The following is a 16,412-nucleotide window of genomic DNA, read 5'->3' as shown; positions in this document are numbered from 1 at the left end:
GGACTCCGCTAGTTTGTGAACCGTTACAAAAGAATAATTAGTCCATAAAAACAAGCAGTAGTATGAAAACCAATATTTTGTTGATCAATCTAGCCCTCTTTTTCTTGTTGATGCCTTCTATGTCGTTACAGGCGCAGCAAAAGGAAAGTAGCGAAATAACTTACAAACCTCGGGTCATTAATACCACGGATCTGGGGGCCGACCCGGACGATGAACAATCCATGGTGCGCCAGCTGGTTAGCGCCAACGAGTTTGATATTGAAGGCTTAATTGTCGCCACCGGTTGTTGGAAGAAGTCGCAAAGTAACACCAATATGCTCGACAAAATTGTAGACGCATACGGAAAAGTTTATTCCAATCTCAAAGTGCATGCTGATGGGTATCCCACTCCTGATTACTTAAAATCTATCTCAGTCATGGGGCAAGATGGCTACGGCATGAGTGATGTGGGTACGGGTAAAGATAGTCACGGTTCTGAATTGATTATTGCTTCAGTAGATAAGGATGACCCACGCCCGGTGTGGGTGATGGGTTGGGGAGGCATGAACAACGTCGCCCAGGCTATCTGGAAAGTGCGTGAAACCCGATCACCGGCCGAGTTAAAAGCATTCTTGAGCAAGTTACGTCTATTTGATATCCTGGGACAGGATGATGCTGGTGCCTGGATTGCCAAAAACTTCCCAGAGGTTTTCTATATCCGTGCTACTGAAGTGTATGGATGGGCACCTTCTGATGAATATATAGATGAACATATACAAAGCCATGGCCCGCTGGGAGCGGTTTACCCGGATCGGAAATGGGCTACTGAAGGTGATTCTCCTGCGTTCATGCATGTGTATCCTACCGGACTTAATGATCCTGACCAAATTGACCAGGGCGGCTGGGGTGGTCGCTTTAGCTTCAACAAGAAAGAAGGAATAAGAAGCATGTCTGAAGTGGCCAAAATCAATAAAGAGGCCGAACCACAGTATGACCCTTACTATATGTACGGAAATACTTTAGAGGGCTCCAAAGCAATAAATCGCTGGAGCGAAGGGTATAACAATGACTTTGCGGCTCGTATGGACTGGAGTATTACCAGCAAGTATACTGATGCAAACCACCATCCTATTGCCGTACTGAATGGTGACCATACCAGGCAGGTTTTAGAAATGACTGCCACTGCCGGTTCCAGTTTGGATCTCAGTGCAGCAGGTTCCAGCGACCCTGATGGTAATGCACTAACCTACTCCTGGACTTTCTACGATGAGTCCAGTTCCTATGACGGGGCTGTGACGATTCAGAATAGCTCTTCTTCTACTGCTACATTGGAAGTTCCAAAGGACGCAAGTAGTAAGAATATCCATATGGTATTGGAAGTTTATGATAATGGTGCTCCCAATCTATATGCCTATCGTCGCATGATTGTAAATGTGCAGTAGTCTAAATATAAAAATCATACTATGAGACTCTATTTGATAAATGTTCTTGCGCTATTTACTACGGTAGCTCTTGGCCAAGGTGTAAAACAAGAATCTGATTCAGGTAAAGCCTATCGCATTATTATTTCAAGTGATTTCCCACCCTTAGACGTAATCCCTGGAGGAGCTGGCTATGGCCCTGCAGAGAAGCGTAGCGACCCTGATGATATACAATCTATGGTTCGGCTTCTTTTGTACACGAATGATTTAGAGGTAGAAGGTCTGATAGCATCCTCCGGTACATTTGCCAACATTGCGGACAAGCAAAATATATTGGACATACTGGATTTGTATGATAAGGTAGATGAAAACCTGCGCCAACACGACTCCAATTATCCTACAGCCGACTACCTTAAATCAGTGACTTGGGAAGGCAGATCAGGCAATTGGGGTAAACCAGTTGATGAGATCATAGGTGAAGGAAAGGACAGTGAAGCTTCGGAAACATTTATTAGCGTGGTAGACCAGGCTGACCCTCGCCCGATTTGGGTAGCAATTTGGGGAGGACCACAAGAGGTAGCACAGGCGATTTGGAAGGTAAAGAAGACAAGAAGCAAAGAAGAATTGGATGCATTTTTAAGTAAGCTGAGGATTTTTATGATAGGTTTGGGCGATAAGCCAGGGCAGGACGGTTCAGGTCAGTGGCTACTTGATAATTTTCCAGATTTGTTCATGATTGTCTCTCAGAAAACTTATTCCGGCATGTTTGCCCAGGATTCCCCTCTAGGAAATCTTGAGTGGCTTAATACGAACATTCGTAAAAACCATGGGCCATTAGGGGCTATATATCCGCCATCAGGTTTCAATCCTGATAGTCCGGGGATGCAGGAAGGAGATACGCCTACATTCCTTCATTTAATAAGTGCTATACGAGGAGTGAATGATCCTGATAATCCCAAGGAGGAAAGCTGGGGAGGACAATACGTGCAGCCAGACACCACCAAGAATCATTGGTATGACGGACCGGGAGCAAAAAGTATTACTAAATGGCTAGAAGATATCCAAGAAGATTTCGCTAAACGTGCGGATTGGATGCTTCCTTGATGTTATGATTAGTAATAGTAGCTATCCTGGTTATTATCTGCTTAATGTTGAAGAAGCAATCATATAAATTAAATTACTAAAAATATAAACATTTCAAGTACAATAATTGGTTTTGAGTCTTCATCTTTCTCGTTCCCTTCATATAAAACTATCGGTAATTTCAATACGATCACAGAAGCCGAAGAGATCAGGGACCATAGCCTGAGAGCCATTTATGGAAACTGGTCTTATTTAAAAAATGAGAAGAAAGATAAATATGCCAATTACGAACTAGCCTGGGTAGCCTATATCGGCGGAAAGAGAGAATCCAGAAGGTTATTGGGTGACCATATCCTCACGCAAATGGACATTCAGGAGGGTGAGGTGTATCCTGATGCTACAGTTACCGCTACCTGGACCATTGACCTGCATTTCCCGGATGAAGAAAATTCACGGTACCTTCCCGGAGAGGAATTTTTGCGGCTACCAAACACATCAGAGTAAAGCCATATACCATTCCTTACCGCTGCCTTTATTCACGCAATATTGAAAACCTTTTCATGGCCGGACGTGTCATCAGCACAACCCATGTAGCTTTCGGAAGTACCCGGGAGATGCGTACCTGTAGTATGATGGGAGAAGCGGTAGGCTATGCAGCATATGTAGCCAGAAAAACAATACCAATCCCCAGGGAGTATATCAGCAACATCTGGATGAATTCATAGGCATACTGGAAAATCCTTCCATGGACCTGCAGTCTCAGCCTATTAACCAGGAATTGAAAAGAGAGAGTAAAGAAGGTCAATAAGATCCTTCTTTATTCTAAATGTTTTGGACAACTTAAAAATTAAGCAACGAAACGGTTTAAACTTTTTGAAGATAGAGACACCAACTGCACAAGGCATAGATATGATGCCAAGCCCTCCCACTCACTAAAGTTTTGTCAAAACGATTTAGGAAACTGCGCCATGCATCCATCCAGCCATTAGTTCTTTCAATAACGTAGCGTTCCTTGTAAATGAGTTCATCAAAATAGTAATCGCAATCAGCTAAATTGTTGATGTTACGTGTGTTAAGCAGTGCATTTAGTTGAATACCGTGCCTGAAACAGGTATGGCGAAAGCTATTGCTGTCAAACCCAGCATCAGCGTTGAGAAATAGTCCATCTACGTCAATATCGCTTTTTTTCAAGTCGGCAATCTGATCTTCTAATCGTGTTTCTAATTCATACAGATCATGATGATTACCCGAAACAGGCGGTAAAAACCCAAAAATTTGATCCCATCTCATTTAGGTTCTTCAATTTAGAGATATTTGAAAAATTAAATATTTATCATTTTAAATTTGACTGTTTTTAAGAGAATTGATGATTTAAGAGAATATTTTTTATTGAAATTAGAAAGTTTTTTTGACCTCACAATGAAAAGAGGAATTGGAATAGAACCTTTTTTGATGCAAAGGTTTGAAATGAGTGCATTAGGGGGCTTTCATTTTTTTCATAGCGGTATTAGCGATAAATCCCGGCTAAAAGCGACCGAGTTTTGATGAAATGAAAAAAAAATCTTGTTAAGCAAGTATTGTTAGAATTGTACAAATTGTATGGGCTTAATGAAGAAGAGGTGGGTAGGAGGGAAAAGCTAAAAAAATGTTGTTCTGACCGATTGTGTACGTTGGGCTTATCTGAAAAAAGAACAGGAAAAGAATCAAATCTGTTAGTTCATAATCCTATTTAAATCCAAGAGCAAAGTGCTGACATTCATCATTTTTCAAATATTTCATTAAAAATAAGCTAGTTGACTGATAAATTTAAATTTGCTAATATTATTTAAAATTAACCTATTTTATTAACAATTCTTTAAAGAATATTTGTTTTGGATAACTCATTACAAAATAGATCTTCCAGAAAATCAGAACATACAGAAGGCGCCTTACTATGGGTTAAAATGAAGGAGGGAAACGATCACGCATTTACTCATATTTATAATCTGTACTTTGATGATTTGTGTCGCTATGGAAAAAGAATTACTGACGATAAAGAATTAGTTGAGGACAGTCTTCAAGACCTTTTTGTAGAAATCTGGAAGAGCAGAAGAGACCTTCCAACTCTACACACAGTTAAGTATTATTTATATAAGCGTCTCAAAAGAAAAATCATCAAAAAGCTGGTTGACCAAAGAAAAGCTTCTTTGGAATTCAATGTGCTGGAAAAGTATAATTTTACCATTGTTTTTTCAAAAGAGTCAGAACTGATCTCACAACAATTTTCTGAATATCAACAAAGGAAGCTACTCAATGCCCTTAACTCCCTTACAAGAAGACAGAAGGAAGCTATTACATTAAGATTTTATGATGGCTTGACTAATCAGGAGGTTGCAGGCTTGCTTTCTATGGATATCAGATCAGTACGAAACCTTATTTACCGAGCTATGCTCACAATTAAGAAAGAAATGATAAAATTTGCATTGCTACTTTGTGCATTGATAATTTCCTGATCCCCACCAATAGCTTTTAGTCATCTTTTATTCCTTTATACTCTTTTTGGTAAATAGATCCAAATGAAAGCAAAATTTAACTAAATACAAGTCATTATTTGCCTTCTTGTCTAATACGATATTTCTATCAATATAATGTGTTTTTTAACATTTTATTAAAAATAATTATAATGAAATGTAGCAATTAAAAAAATAAAAAATAATTGATTTTTTTTGATGACGATTTAAAAACTTGCTCCCCTTATAATAAAATGCTTTAGTCTATGAATTACCAAAATTTTGACCTGATAGATTTTATGATGGATGAAGCTTTTCAGGAGTGGGTATTGAATCCAACACTAGAATCGCAAAAATTTTGGGAAAATTGGGTAAGAGATAACCCTGATAAAGTACCTGTAATCCAGAAAGCTAGAGCCATTATTCTGGATGTAGATTTTGAAGAAAGTAATATTGATGAATTCAACAAGGAAAAGATTCTACAAAACATTAAAGCTGTTATCAATACGGAAACACTTACAGAGGAATTAAATATCCTAAAAGAAAGTAAGGAATTTCATGAAGATGATGAAATAGGTGAAAAGCTTATTTATTCTCTACCTACTCAACATTCAATTATCAAGAGGTGGCATAAAGCAGCTATTGCAGCTTCTGTAAGCTTAATAGTCATGATGGGAATATGGCTGGTAATTTCTAATACTCAGCAAGTTTTTTATTCAACAAATTTTGGAGAGACTAAAACCTTTAACCTTCCTGATGGCTCAGAAGTAGTATTAAGCGCTAACTCTAGCATCAGTTATGAACAGAAATGGCAAGGGGAGCATGATCGGGAGATAGATTTGAAGGGAGAAGCATTTTTTTCAGTAGTACATACTGAAAATGACCAGAAGTTTATCGTACATTCTAATGGTGTAGCTATAGAAGTTTTGGGTACAGAATTCAATGTAAATAACAGGAGAGGCAAAACCCAGGTGGTACTTCAATCCGGAAAAGTAAAGTTAAACCTAAATACTGAGCTTGATAAACATTCTGCTGAGACAATATTAAATATGGAACCAGGAGAACTGGTAGAAATTTCTGAAAAAGATCAGAAAGTAACTAAAAGAGTTGTAAACCCCGAAAAATACGCTCTCTGGACAAAAGATGTTCTTGTATTTGATTCTGTTCCGCTAAAAGAAGTATTTAATATGATTCAGGATATGTATGGGTACAATGTGACAGTGAAAGATAGTGGCATAGAAAATAAAATATTTGAGGCAGAAATCTCCTCCAAAGACATTGATCTCATTATTGAGATTATAGCTCAATCTTTTATGCTGGATATAAAAAAGCAGGGCAATGAATTAATTGTTAGAAAAATATAGAAAATCCTGCCAGTCACCTTGCTTGGCGGCTAACTTGACTGACAGGAAACAATAAAGTAAACCTAAAACTACGGACTATGAACAATTATTTAAAGTATCTGTTCAAAATTTTATTTTTTCTGTTTCTATCAGCAGCATTAGGAAATGCTTACGGCCAAAGCCTTGCACTTCAATCCAAATCTGATAGAGCTACAAATCAGGATGACAAAGAGGCACTAAGTAATGCCTTGCTTGAAATTGGGAAAAAGCATCAGGTGCGTTTCAGTTTTGACAAAGAAGTTGTTGAAAACAGGTTTGTTGAAAAAGGAAAACTTCCTGATGCCACCCTTGAAGACGCACTCAATTCCTTGCTGAAGCCTTTCCAACTTGATTATAAGAAAATTGATGATGTGCACTATGTTATTATTAGAGGGAACAATAAGGGTGATAAAATAAAAAAAGTTTCCAAAGAATCTCTCCAAGAGGCAAGTCTAGAGCACAGGCTAAATGGTAATAACTTCCTTTATCAATCCATTCCGCCAGGGAGAGTTAAACAAAATTTAGAACAAACCATAAGCGGTACGGTCACTGATGAAGAAAGTGGGGAGCCACTGCCTGGTGTCAATGTTTTGGCCAAAGGGACTACCACAGGAACAGTTACTGGTATTGATGGCAAATACAGATTAACCGTCGATGATGATATCGAAACAGTAGTATTCTCCTCAATCGGGTATCTTTCCCAAGAAGTAGCAATTAATGGAAGAAGTACTATTAATGTTGTTTTAACCACGGATATTAAATCACTTTCAGAAGTAGTTGTGATTGGTTATGGTACTCAAATAGAATCTAGGGTAACGGGAAGTATCGCAAGAGCGGATCCGGAAGATATGGCAAGGGTGTCAACTCCGACTGTAGGTCAGGCATTGCAGGGGCGAGTTCCGGGAGTTTTTATTAAAAACCAGAATGGTCAACCCGGGCAGAATAAGACTGCAATCAATATACGCGGATTTGGCGAACCTCTTTACATTGTTGATGGCTTGCCTGTTGATGAGGCGGTTTTTTCAAATTTGAACCCAAATGATATTGCAGAACTCAATGTGCTGAAAGACGCAGCATCGGCAGCAGTTTATGGAGCAAGAGCCGGAAATGGTGTTGTCCTCGTTACAACAAAACGAGGGACTGCTGGTGATATTCAATTTTCTTACAGAGGAGATGTGGGACTTCAGGGATTGACAATGGTACCAGACGCCATTGACTCCTGGGAATACATGGCATTGTTTAACATGAGAAACCTCGATCAAGGTATTGGTCTTCGTTGGTCACCCGCGACCGTTGCGGACTTCAGAGCGCATAATGATGGATCAGATCCCGAAAATTTTCCAAGTGTAGATATGTTTGAATTGATCCCTCGTAAAACAGCGCCAATGATAACGCACGATCTATCGCTCAGGGGAGGAAGTGAACGTGTCCGCTATTTTATATCCGGAAATATGTTTGATCAAACCGGCCTGGAACGCAATGTTTTTGGAGATACAGATACAAAATTTAAAAGGTATAATATTCGCGGAAATGTAGATGTAAATGTTTCTGAGAAGTTCGATTTTAACCTTGATATGAGTTATAACCTGCAGAATTTTTACGGGCCCAGAAATGCTTTTGAAGGTACAAATTGGTCGCAAGGCCAGGGGATTTTTGCTCGTAGCGGACGTTGGCGCCCGTTTCACTCGATTGAAGAGTTACCCGGTGGGCATCTTGAATTCCCCAGAGGTGCGCCCGAAGGGCAAACAGTAAACCCTTTGAATTTAGCAAGCGCAGATATCGGTGGTTCTCAGGAGTTTCAGAGAGGCTTTATTGATTTTAAACTGGGAGGCAAGTATCAACTTCTTCCGGGATTAAGCACAAGTGCTACAATAAATTATCAAGGTACCAACTTGCAGGAAAAGATGTTTCAAAAAAGAGGTCCTGAATATCGCTACAATGCAGATACAGAACAGCATGAGTTTGTCCGTGCTCTGAATGCCGATACCAGGGTAGAACGAAGAAATAGTCAAACCGAAAATATAAACTTTCAATATTTTTTAAACGGAGATTTTTCATTCGGAGAGGATCATACATTAACCAGTATGTATGTGTTTGAATTCATCCAGCAAGATTTTGAAAGAATTGATGCAAGTCGTATCCTATACGAATTCCCGATTGCACAATTGAGCGCTGGGCCTCCCAGCCAACAATTTAACAATGATGTAATCAGCAGAAACAAAAGGATGGGCCATATTGGCAGAATTAGTTACAATTATGCCGATAAATATTCTCTGGAGGTAAGTGCAAGATATGATGGATCCATGAGGTTTCCGGAAGATTCCCGATGGGGCTTTTTTCCATCCGTTTCCGGAGCATGGAATGTTACAGAAGAATCATTTATGCAGGACATTGGGGCGTTGAATTTCCTGACATTTTTGAAACTTCGAGGTTCTTGGGGGCGACTTGGATTTGATGCTGCTGGTGACTTTCAATTTTTGTCAACATTCTCTTTTGACGACTTTTACATCTTTCAGGACAAAACCCTTAGGAGAACTATCAGTACTGACGGGCTTCCTAATCCTAATATTACCTGGGAAAAAATGGATATTATCAATTTTGGTTTAGACGCATCCTTCTGGGAGGGTAAGTTAGAAGCTACATTTGATGTATTCAGAAGGCATCGTTTTGATGTGTTGGGTCAACGCATATTAGAAGTTCCGCCTGTCGTAGGAGCAGTATTACCTCAACAAAATTTCCAGGAGTTTGAAAACCAAGGGCTGGAATTAAGTTTACAGCATAGCAACACAATAAATAGTAATTGGAATTATTCTATCGGTGGTAATTTTGGGATCTACGAGGAAATAGTAGAACATACCGATGAGCCTGATTTTATCAATAAAGAAGTCGAGCGGCGCGAAAAACAGATTGGCCGACGGGTAATTACTGGTGGGCGAAATAATGTAGATATATTCTATTTAGAAACCGACGGCCTTTTCACTTCTCAGGAAGAAATTGATAATTGGGCAGATATAGACGGTAGTGGAAACCGGTCTATACAGATAGGGGATGCAAGAGTCATAGACAGGAATGGGGATGGCAGGATCACCGACGCTGATAAGTATATTGCTACCTCTGGTACCCAGCCAAGAATGACTTTCGGATTTCAAACACGTGTATCATGGAAGGGCCTTGAGCTTGTCTCATTCTGGCAGGGTGCGTCTAGGTTCGGTTGGAATTTGACATGGAGTGAGTTTGAGGCACCATTCCCATCTAATGGAGTTGCCCTGCAAAAAGACATAAATGATGCATATATACCTGAAAATGAATTTGGTCTACCAACGGTAAGTGCAGCAGCTGCAAGGTGGCCGCGAGCATCAGGAAGGTTCGATAATGATTATGATATGTTTTTGATAGATGGGTCCTACTTACGCCTCAAACAGCTACAGTTAGGTTATACCCTTCCTACAAATTTAATTGATATGATTGGGTTAAGAAGGGTGAAAGTGTACGCAGGAGGTACTAATTTATTGACGTTCTCAGATCTTGATTTTTTAGATCCTGAAATTGATGAAGATCCAGCACAGTTTTTTGGCAACTACCATCCCCAGACGCGTGTGATCAATTTTGGGATTGAAATTGATTTCTAAATCGAAACTATATCAATTATGAAAATAATTTTTTTAGGTATGAAAAACATAAAACAAATATATAAAATCTTAACACCGTTTATAACTTTACTTTTGGTGTTGTTAGCTTCCTGTGAAGACGTTTTAAACCTCAACGAGGTTCCCCGAGATCGGGTAAGTGGTGAGCAGGTATTTCAGGATGAGGCTTTTGCAGAAGCATTAGCTGCAGACTTATACGCAAAATTTCCCTTTACGAGTTTTTCAACCCCCAATGGTGGCCATAATTTTGCCGGATCGCTTGGGCATCATGATTTAGGCACTCAGCGAGGTGGAAGCTTTACCGGCTGCAGAACACATGGTGGGATGAATATCAACACAGATTGTGAAGGTTTATGGGATTATGAATATATAAGAGAGCTGAATTTTTTTATTGAAAATATCCGGGAATCTCCTCTTTCTGAAAACTTTAAGACACAGATGGAAGGTGAAGTCAAAGTTTTGAGGGCGGCTTTATATTACAAAATGCAAAAGCGCTACGGAGGCGTGCCCCTGGTTGATGTTGTACTCGATCCCTTTGAAGAGGTCCCGGAGGAATATACAGTAAGAAGCACCGAAGAAGCTATTGCTGACTTTATAGATACTGAATTGGAAACAGCGGCTGGTATGTTGTCCGAAGATTCAGAACAAACCGGCCGGGTGAATCGCTGGACTGCCTATGCCTATAAAGCTAGGGCAAATCTTTGGTCTGCTTCTATTGCAAATTTTGGAACTTTGGCAGATAACCGGCTAACGGGAATCCCATCATCCAGAGCAGATGAGTTTTATGAGAAAGCAAGTGCGGCAGCCAGACAAGTAATTAATTCAGGTAATTATTCACTGCTTCAAGGTTCAGATCCAGTCCAAACATTTTTTAATATTGGCGTTGAGGATTCAAATGCTGAAACCATCTTTGAAAAGATTTACAATGGTGTTGAAATCAATCATGCCTTTGCTCACCAAAACCAACCAACACCCTACTCAGAAGGGCAAGGTTCACAACTGAACCCTACCCTGGAATTGGTAAATCACTTTGAGAATCTGGACGGTACGTTTAGTACGCCTGCATTAGGACCTGATAATTTGTATCCTACCGGTTCTGCACCCTGGGATAACAAAGACCCCAGACTGCATGCGACAGTATTCTTTGAAGGTTCCTTGTATGCAGGTAATGTGGTGGAATTATATGAAGGTATAGATCCAACTGTGGGTGGAACTAATCCGGATGCGGTCATTTCAGAAGTTGGTGTTTCTCATAACGGGAAGCCTTCTGTAGGAAGTGCCAGCCGAAGACAGGCAAATCAATTTTTCCCTTCCACGGGATTTCTGCTAAAGAAATTAGTAGCCGAAACTCCACTGATACCTGATGATACAGAACGGTATAATTGGAAAGAGTTGAGATTGGCAGAGATGTATCTAATTGCAGCCGAGAGTGAATTCGAGCTTGGCAATCTGGCAGATGCGGCTATGTACCTTAACTACACACGTGAACGGGTTGGGTTAATGCCCTTGAATTCAGGAACCATCACTCGTGATCGTGTGAGAATTGAAAGGACGAGTGAGTTGATCTATGAAGGTCATCGCTGGGATGATCTGCGTAGATGGAGAACTGCTTTAGATGTGTTAGATGGACAAATTGTACACGGTCTTCGGGTGATTTATCATGATGATTCAGGGCAATACTATTTTCTTGAAATTAATGGTGAAGCTACTCAACGTGAGTTTCGTCCAGAGCATTATTACAATCCTATTACCCAGGAGAGAATTGAAACTAATGGAGACTTGGTAGAGAATCCTGGATATTAGAGAAATGGTTGTTCTAACCTCTTAAAAAAAAATAAACATTTAATTACGATGAGAATGAATGCTATAACAATAAAAAAAATTCCGATCCTGGCATTGATGACGGTATATATAACTGCATTGACAGCTTGCGAAGAGACGGTTACAGATTTTGGTTTTGATGGGCAGATCAGCGGAATGATTCTGGATCAAAACGGAAATCCGGTATCCGGCGATGCCTCAAACCCAGCTTTTACTGTATTTGTTTTGGGAGAAGAGGACCGAGTACCTCTTGAATTAAGAGTGAATGGGGATGGTACTTATGCCAATCTACATTTGTATCCACAGTCTTATAACGTTTGGGTTGAGGGGCCGGTTAATGGTCCTGGTCAGGGTGAACTGGTTGTGAATCTCACAGGTGCTCCCGTAGAACAGAATATTACAGTCACACCTTATTTGGTGATTCCTCAGCCTACAGCTAACATTTCTGGGGGTGAACTTGAAGTCAATTATGAGATAAATCCTAGTCAGGGATATGTAGCAGAAGAAAGAGTTGTGTTAGTGAGTACTGTCGCAAAGGTGGGAGTCAACACAGGAAATGGCCCCAGGTGGCAAACCCGGGAGCTGACGCTTGATAGTAACTCAGGAACAGCAACGGTTGAGCTTGATGCTGAGCTCTTGAGCATGGCACAGGAAAGAGGAGGGGGTAATTTGCATGTACGCATTGCGGCAAGATCCGATCAGACTACTGATTGGAATCATAGCATTCCAATTGTGATAGAAGCTCCCTAATTCATTTTCAGATAAAAAATGATATAGAGAATAAAACCTGTTACAGGTTTTATTCTCTACAAGAACTCTATTCTCGCTGCCACATTTGGTGTGCAACAGTGGCAGACCATGTTCCTCAGATGCAAAAAAGCTTAGAATACTGAAGGTTCATTTATTTGATGAAGCGAGAGTTCCAGAATTACTATGTTTTAAATTATGATGAATCAAGTTAGATTACAGAAACCATAACACAACTTACAAACAAAATCCAAGCTTACCCTAAACTACCATTTAGTATCTAATGAGAAAACATTCAGACTTTTGCAATTTATGTACCTTGCTTTTGATTTTTTCAAATCTTGCTATAGAAAATACTTTTGCTCAGGCAAACTCAGAAATGGGTAACGGAGTGAATGTTATTTATATTTTAGTCGATGATTTAGGTTATGGAGATATAAACCTAGAATTAGATGGGATTGACGAATTTAGCAATCCATTTATAACAACTCCTAATCTATCAAGATTTGCCAAAGAGTCAATGGTTTTTACTCGGCATTATGCAGCAGCCCCTACCTGTTCGCCTTCCCGTGCAGGTTTGTTGACTGGAAAAACGCCTACAAGACATAATATTAACCGCTGGATAAACGACTTGCAGGAAGACGATAAATTTTTCTTAAGAGGTAAAGAGGTAACTATTGCCGAAGTTTTAAAACAAGAGGGGTATCAGACTGCTATCGTGGGCAAATGGCATTTGAATGGTGCTGACTGGACAGAACCCGATCACTGGACAGGATGGACTGGTTCTTTTCCTAACCAGCAGGGTTTTGACTATGCATTCGTTTCAAAAGAAAATCCGCATAGAACACCTCTGTTGCAAACGAATGCGATGCAGAATCCCGGTGATTTTTATTTAGCTGATGATGACGTGACCGGTCATGCTGTGGGTGTAACCAAGGGCTATTCAACCCAGATACTTACTGACAGGGCAATTAGCTGGATAAGTCAAAAAAGGAATCCAGACAAGCCGTTTTTCTTGTTACTTACCTATGATGCCGTTCACGAAAAAATACAGAATCCTCCCGCCTTCACTGCTCTTTATAATACAGGAAATGTTGAAAAAAATAAATACTATGCCAGTGTAACCTTTCTGGATCACCATATAGGGAGGCTGATAGATTATTTGGATCAACTCAATGAGATAGAAAAAGGTATTGTTGAAAATACGGTCATCTTTTTTTCTAGTGATAATGGACCAGAGGTCCGAGATGTATATTGGGGAGCTCATAGATCTTATGGTACTTCCTATCCCTTGTTTGGTCAGAAGCGACAACTTTATGAGGGTGGAATCCGAGTGCCCGGTATGGTTCGTTGGCCGGGAACAATTCAACCGGGCATAACCCAAGAACCCAATTCCCATGTAGATGTATTGCCAACTTTGGCTGCATTGACTGGGGCAGAATTACCTGAAAATATCAGGCTGGATGGAAAGAGTTTAGTGCCACTTTTAGTAAACAACAAAAGCATAAGCAGGGAAAAGCCTTTATATTGGCAAAATGAACTTGCAGGCCAGGAGTGGCAGATTGCAGGCAAAGGTTATGACCAAAGATATGTTGGACCCGGGCCCATTGATTTGCCGGTACCAAAGGTGGTTACCGCTAGAGGTTCTTACATTCTCAGAGGATATACAGAGGGTAGGGAAGAACAGTTTAAGCAGCCCTCCATATTTCAGTTGTACAATGTGGATAAAGATCCTTTGGAAAAAGTGGAGTTATCAGCTTTTGAGCCTGAATTATACGCTGAAATGAAAAAAGAACTTATTCAAATGTATGAAGATGTTCAAAAGGACAGGGTGCAATCAGGGAATGAAATATTAAACAAGGTAGATCAACGATAATAATTATAACCAGTAATCATAATCTATAATAAATAGGACTTTATGCGAGTTACCACTTTATCATGTGTCAGTTTATTCATCTTTTCTTTATTTATAATTCTACCAGGTGTAGGTATGACAGAAATAAACAGTTGGTGTGCATCAACCATGGCAAACCTGTCATCAAAAGAGGGCAGCCCTCTTACCGAATACGCAGATACGACTGTCGTTGAGATGAAATCTGAGGGGATTGAACTGAGCTATTCTGTGACAGAGATACGTGCCAAAGCTGGCGATATCCTGCTTATCCGATATAAGAATGAAAGCGATATGAACCATAACATCGTATTGGTCAGAGAAGAAGCGGATATACGTCCGGTAGGTATCGCGGCGCTTCAGGCTATGGGTAGTGACTGGGTTCCTGAAAAAGAAAAGGAACGTATCATCGCCCACAGCGCGCTGGCCTATCCCGGGGAAACAGTAGAGCTTACGCTGGAAGTGCCGCCTCCGGGAACCTATCCCTACATTTGTACCTACTCTGCTCACTGGACGCAAATGCAGGGTAGGTTGATCTCAACGGAATAAATACTTTATGAGCAGCAGTTTCATAGAATTGACAATGAATAATCATAATCAACAATAAATATTCAAATCATGGCTTTAAAAAAATATATAATGCACACCAAAAATGGGTACCTAAATCCTATAATTGCTTTCTTTTTATTGCTCATAGTGGGTTCAGCTGTTGATGCTATAGCACAGGGAAGCAAGAAAAAAATTCAATTCAGGACCCATGTAATTGATGACTCTCTCATAGGAGGCGCTTTCTCCAATACTGCTCTGGCAGATATGGACGGTGATGGTAAACTGGAGTATATCATGAGTTCAAGGGGCACGGATAAGATTTATGTTTATAAATTTCATGAGCCTGGCCATTGGTCCAAATATATCGTTGGCGAAAATCCACCTACAGATGCTGGTGGTGCTGTACTGGATGTAGACGGTGATGGGCTACCCGACTACCTTGTAGGGGGAGCATGGTACAGGAATTCCGGAGACCTTGATTCGCCTTACGAGCAATTTGTCTTTGATGACGATATCACAGACGGGTCTATTCATGATCAGGTAGTGGCTGATATCAATGGAGATGGCAAAATGGATGTGATTACCATGTCCGATAAACATAATCTTCGCTGGTATGAAATCCCAAGCAATCCACAAAATCCTTGGAAAAGGCATGATATAGGCGAAGCCGTTCACGGAGGTGTGGCTCCTAAAGGATACGGGGATATCGATGATGATGGAGATATCGATGTTGTACGGACTGATGTCTGGTTTGAAAATGTAGATGGTGACGGGACAGCGTGGGAACAACATGATTTGGGCCCATTCATGCCGCTTCCGGAAGGTGAGCCAAGCTGGGCGGCCAATGCTGCCAGATCCTGGGTCGCTGATTTAAATAATGACGGACGACCTGATGTAGTGCAGACCGTGGAAGAAATGAGAGGAGGAAGAATCTGGTGGATGGAAAATCTTGGACCCGATGAAGACAACACTATTCAATGGCACCGACATGAAATAGCAGGAGGGGATCGCATATTGGGCGGATTGCACTCCCTCGGGGTCGCGGATTTTACCGGCGATGGCAATCTGGATGTTATCTCAGCTGAACAGGACTGGCAGCGAGCTCGTCCGGGAGCAAATGGAGAGGAGAACCCACGCTATTTCCTTTGGGAAAACCTCGGAGTGGGTCCATCCTGGTCTAATAATCCAACAGTTGAGTGGAAAGAGCATGTAATTGCTGATGTTAATCTGGGTGGCCACGAGATTGTATTTGGAGATGTTACAGACGATGGTAAACTTGATATAGTAGGAAAGCCGTGGAGCCCATCAGATAATAACGCGCTGGGTGGTAAAGCTTATGTAATATTTTTGGAGAATAAATCTGTCCTTGATTAACAACCATAGAGCTTTCCCCATGCACTTTT

At 40.6% G+C, this 16,412-nt stretch carries 13 protein-coding genes; 12 read left to right on the top strand and 1 reads right to left on the bottom strand.

Annotated features, from left to right (window positions below; translation table 11 throughout):
- Window positions 1–62: 62 nt before the first annotated feature.
- The 4 genes from OKW21_RS19920 (at window position 63) to OKW21_RS32600 (ending at window position 3,208) form a co-directional block, all read left to right on the top strand.
- Window positions 63–1,421, top strand: coding sequence for a DUF1593 domain-containing protein (locus OKW21_RS19920; RefSeq protein ID WP_277482537.1), 1,359 nt, complete (start codon window positions 63–65; stop codon window positions 1,419–1,421).
- A 21-nt stretch (window positions 1,422–1,442) separates the two neighbouring features.
- Window positions 1,443–2,504: a DUF1593 domain-containing protein gene (locus tag OKW21_RS19915; protein WP_277482535.1), complete on the top strand. Its 1,062-nt coding sequence runs from the start codon at window positions 1,443–1,445 to the stop codon at window positions 2,502–2,504.
- Between the two features lie 72 nt (window positions 2,505–2,576).
- Complete coding sequence (locus OKW21_RS32605; protein ID WP_338130121.1) at window positions 2,577–2,987, top strand: FAD-dependent oxidoreductase; 411 nt, start codon at window positions 2,577–2,579, stop codon at window positions 2,985–2,987.
- Window positions 2,957–3,208 (top strand): FAD-dependent oxidoreductase, encoded by a 252-nt coding sequence (locus OKW21_RS32600; RefSeq protein WP_338130120.1) that lies wholly within the window; start codon window positions 2,957–2,959, stop codon window positions 3,206–3,208. Before OKW21_RS32605 ends, OKW21_RS32600 begins: the two co-directional genes overlap by 31 nt.
- 139 nt (window positions 3,209–3,347) lie before the next feature.
- On the opposite strand, the gene OKW21_RS19905 is transcribed toward OKW21_RS32600, so the two are convergent.
- Complete coding sequence (locus OKW21_RS19905) at window positions 3,348–3,773, bottom strand: transposase (RefSeq protein WP_277482532.1); 426 nt, start codon at window positions 3,771–3,773, stop codon at window positions 3,348–3,350.
- Window positions 3,774–4,354: 581 nt separating this feature from the next.
- Here OKW21_RS19905 and OKW21_RS19900 point away from each other — a divergent pair.
- The 8 genes from OKW21_RS19900 (at window position 4,355) to OKW21_RS19865 (ending at window position 16,383) form a co-directional block, all read left to right on the top strand.
- The gene (locus OKW21_RS19900) at window positions 4,355–4,975 is read left to right on the top strand and encodes an RNA polymerase sigma factor (protein ID WP_277482530.1); all 621 of its coding nucleotides are present in this window, start codon (window positions 4,355–4,357) and stop codon (window positions 4,973–4,975) included.
- Between the two features lie 263 nt (window positions 4,976–5,238).
- A complete protein-coding gene (locus tag OKW21_RS19895; protein WP_277482528.1) occupies window positions 5,239–6,336 on the top strand; it encodes a FecR family protein in 1,098 nt (365 codons plus the stop codon).
- Window positions 6,337–6,413: 77 nt separating this feature from the next.
- The gene (locus OKW21_RS19890) at window positions 6,414–9,983 is read left to right on the top strand and encodes a SusC/RagA family TonB-linked outer membrane protein (protein WP_277482526.1); all 3,570 of its coding nucleotides are present in this window, start codon (window positions 6,414–6,416) and stop codon (window positions 9,981–9,983) included.
- A gap of 99 nt (window positions 9,984–10,082) precedes the next feature.
- Window positions 10,083–11,804, top strand: coding sequence for a RagB/SusD family nutrient uptake outer membrane protein (locus OKW21_RS19885; protein WP_277482523.1), 1,722 nt, complete (start codon window positions 10,083–10,085; stop codon window positions 11,802–11,804).
- Between the two features lie 54 nt (window positions 11,805–11,858).
- Window positions 11,859–12,572 (top strand): hypothetical protein, encoded by a 714-nt coding sequence (locus OKW21_RS19880; RefSeq protein ID WP_277482521.1) that lies wholly within the window; start codon window positions 11,859–11,861, stop codon window positions 12,570–12,572.
- Between the two features lie 322 nt (window positions 12,573–12,894).
- Window positions 12,895–14,445 carry a sulfatase-like hydrolase/transferase gene (locus tag OKW21_RS19875; protein ID WP_277482518.1) on the top strand — a complete coding sequence of 517 codons (1,551 nt, stop codon included), beginning with the start codon at window positions 12,895–12,897 and terminating at the stop codon, window positions 14,443–14,445.
- Between the two features lie 147 nt (window positions 14,446–14,592).
- Window positions 14,593–15,009: a plastocyanin/azurin family copper-binding protein gene (locus tag OKW21_RS19870; protein WP_277482515.1), complete on the top strand. Its 417-nt coding sequence runs from the start codon at window positions 14,593–14,595 to the stop codon at window positions 15,007–15,009.
- A 90-nt stretch (window positions 15,010–15,099) separates the two neighbouring features.
- On the top strand, window positions 15,100–16,383 hold the full coding sequence (locus OKW21_RS19865) for an FG-GAP repeat domain-containing protein (protein ID WP_277482512.1): 1,284 nt from the start codon (window positions 15,100–15,102) through the stop codon (window positions 16,381–16,383).
- Window positions 16,384–16,412: the final 29 nt, after the last annotated feature.

Origin of the sequence: Catalinimonas alkaloidigena (assembly GCF_029504655.1) — a bacterium.
Taxonomy (GTDB): domain Bacteria; phylum Bacteroidota; class Bacteroidia; order Cytophagales; family Cyclobacteriaceae; genus Catalinimonas; species Catalinimonas alkaloidigena.
The sequence above is the reverse complement of the archived record's forward strand: the minus strand, read 5'-3'. Positions and strand labels throughout refer to the sequence as shown.

What these genes read in the sequence shown, in the direction of transcription:
- OKW21_RS19920 (WP_277482537.1), top strand. Translation starts at nt 63, where the DNA reads ATGAAAACCAATATTTTGTTGATCAATCTAGCCCTCTTTTTCTTGTTG.
- OKW21_RS19915 (WP_277482535.1), top strand. Translation starts at nt 1,443, where the DNA reads ATGAGACTCTATTTGATAAATGTTCTTGCGCTATTTACTACGGTAGCT.
- OKW21_RS19905 (WP_277482532.1), bottom strand. Translation starts at nt 3,773, where the DNA reads ATGAGATGGGATCAAATTTTTGGGTTTTTACCGCCTGTTTCGGGTAAT.
- OKW21_RS19895 (WP_277482528.1), top strand. Translation starts at nt 5,239, where the DNA reads ATGAATTACCAAAATTTTGACCTGATAGATTTTATGATGGATGAAGCT.
- OKW21_RS19890 (WP_277482526.1), top strand. Translation starts at nt 6,414, where the DNA reads ATGAACAATTATTTAAAGTATCTGTTCAAAATTTTATTTTTTCTGTTT.
- OKW21_RS19880 (WP_277482521.1), top strand. Translation starts at nt 11,859, where the DNA reads ATGAATGCTATAACAATAAAAAAAATTCCGATCCTGGCATTGATGACG.
- OKW21_RS19870 (WP_277482515.1), top strand. Translation starts at nt 14,593, where the DNA reads ATGGCAAACCTGTCATCAAAAGAGGGCAGCCCTCTTACCGAATACGCA.
- OKW21_RS19865 (WP_277482512.1), top strand. Translation starts at nt 15,100, where the DNA reads ATGCACACCAAAAATGGGTACCTAAATCCTATAATTGCTTTCTTTTTA.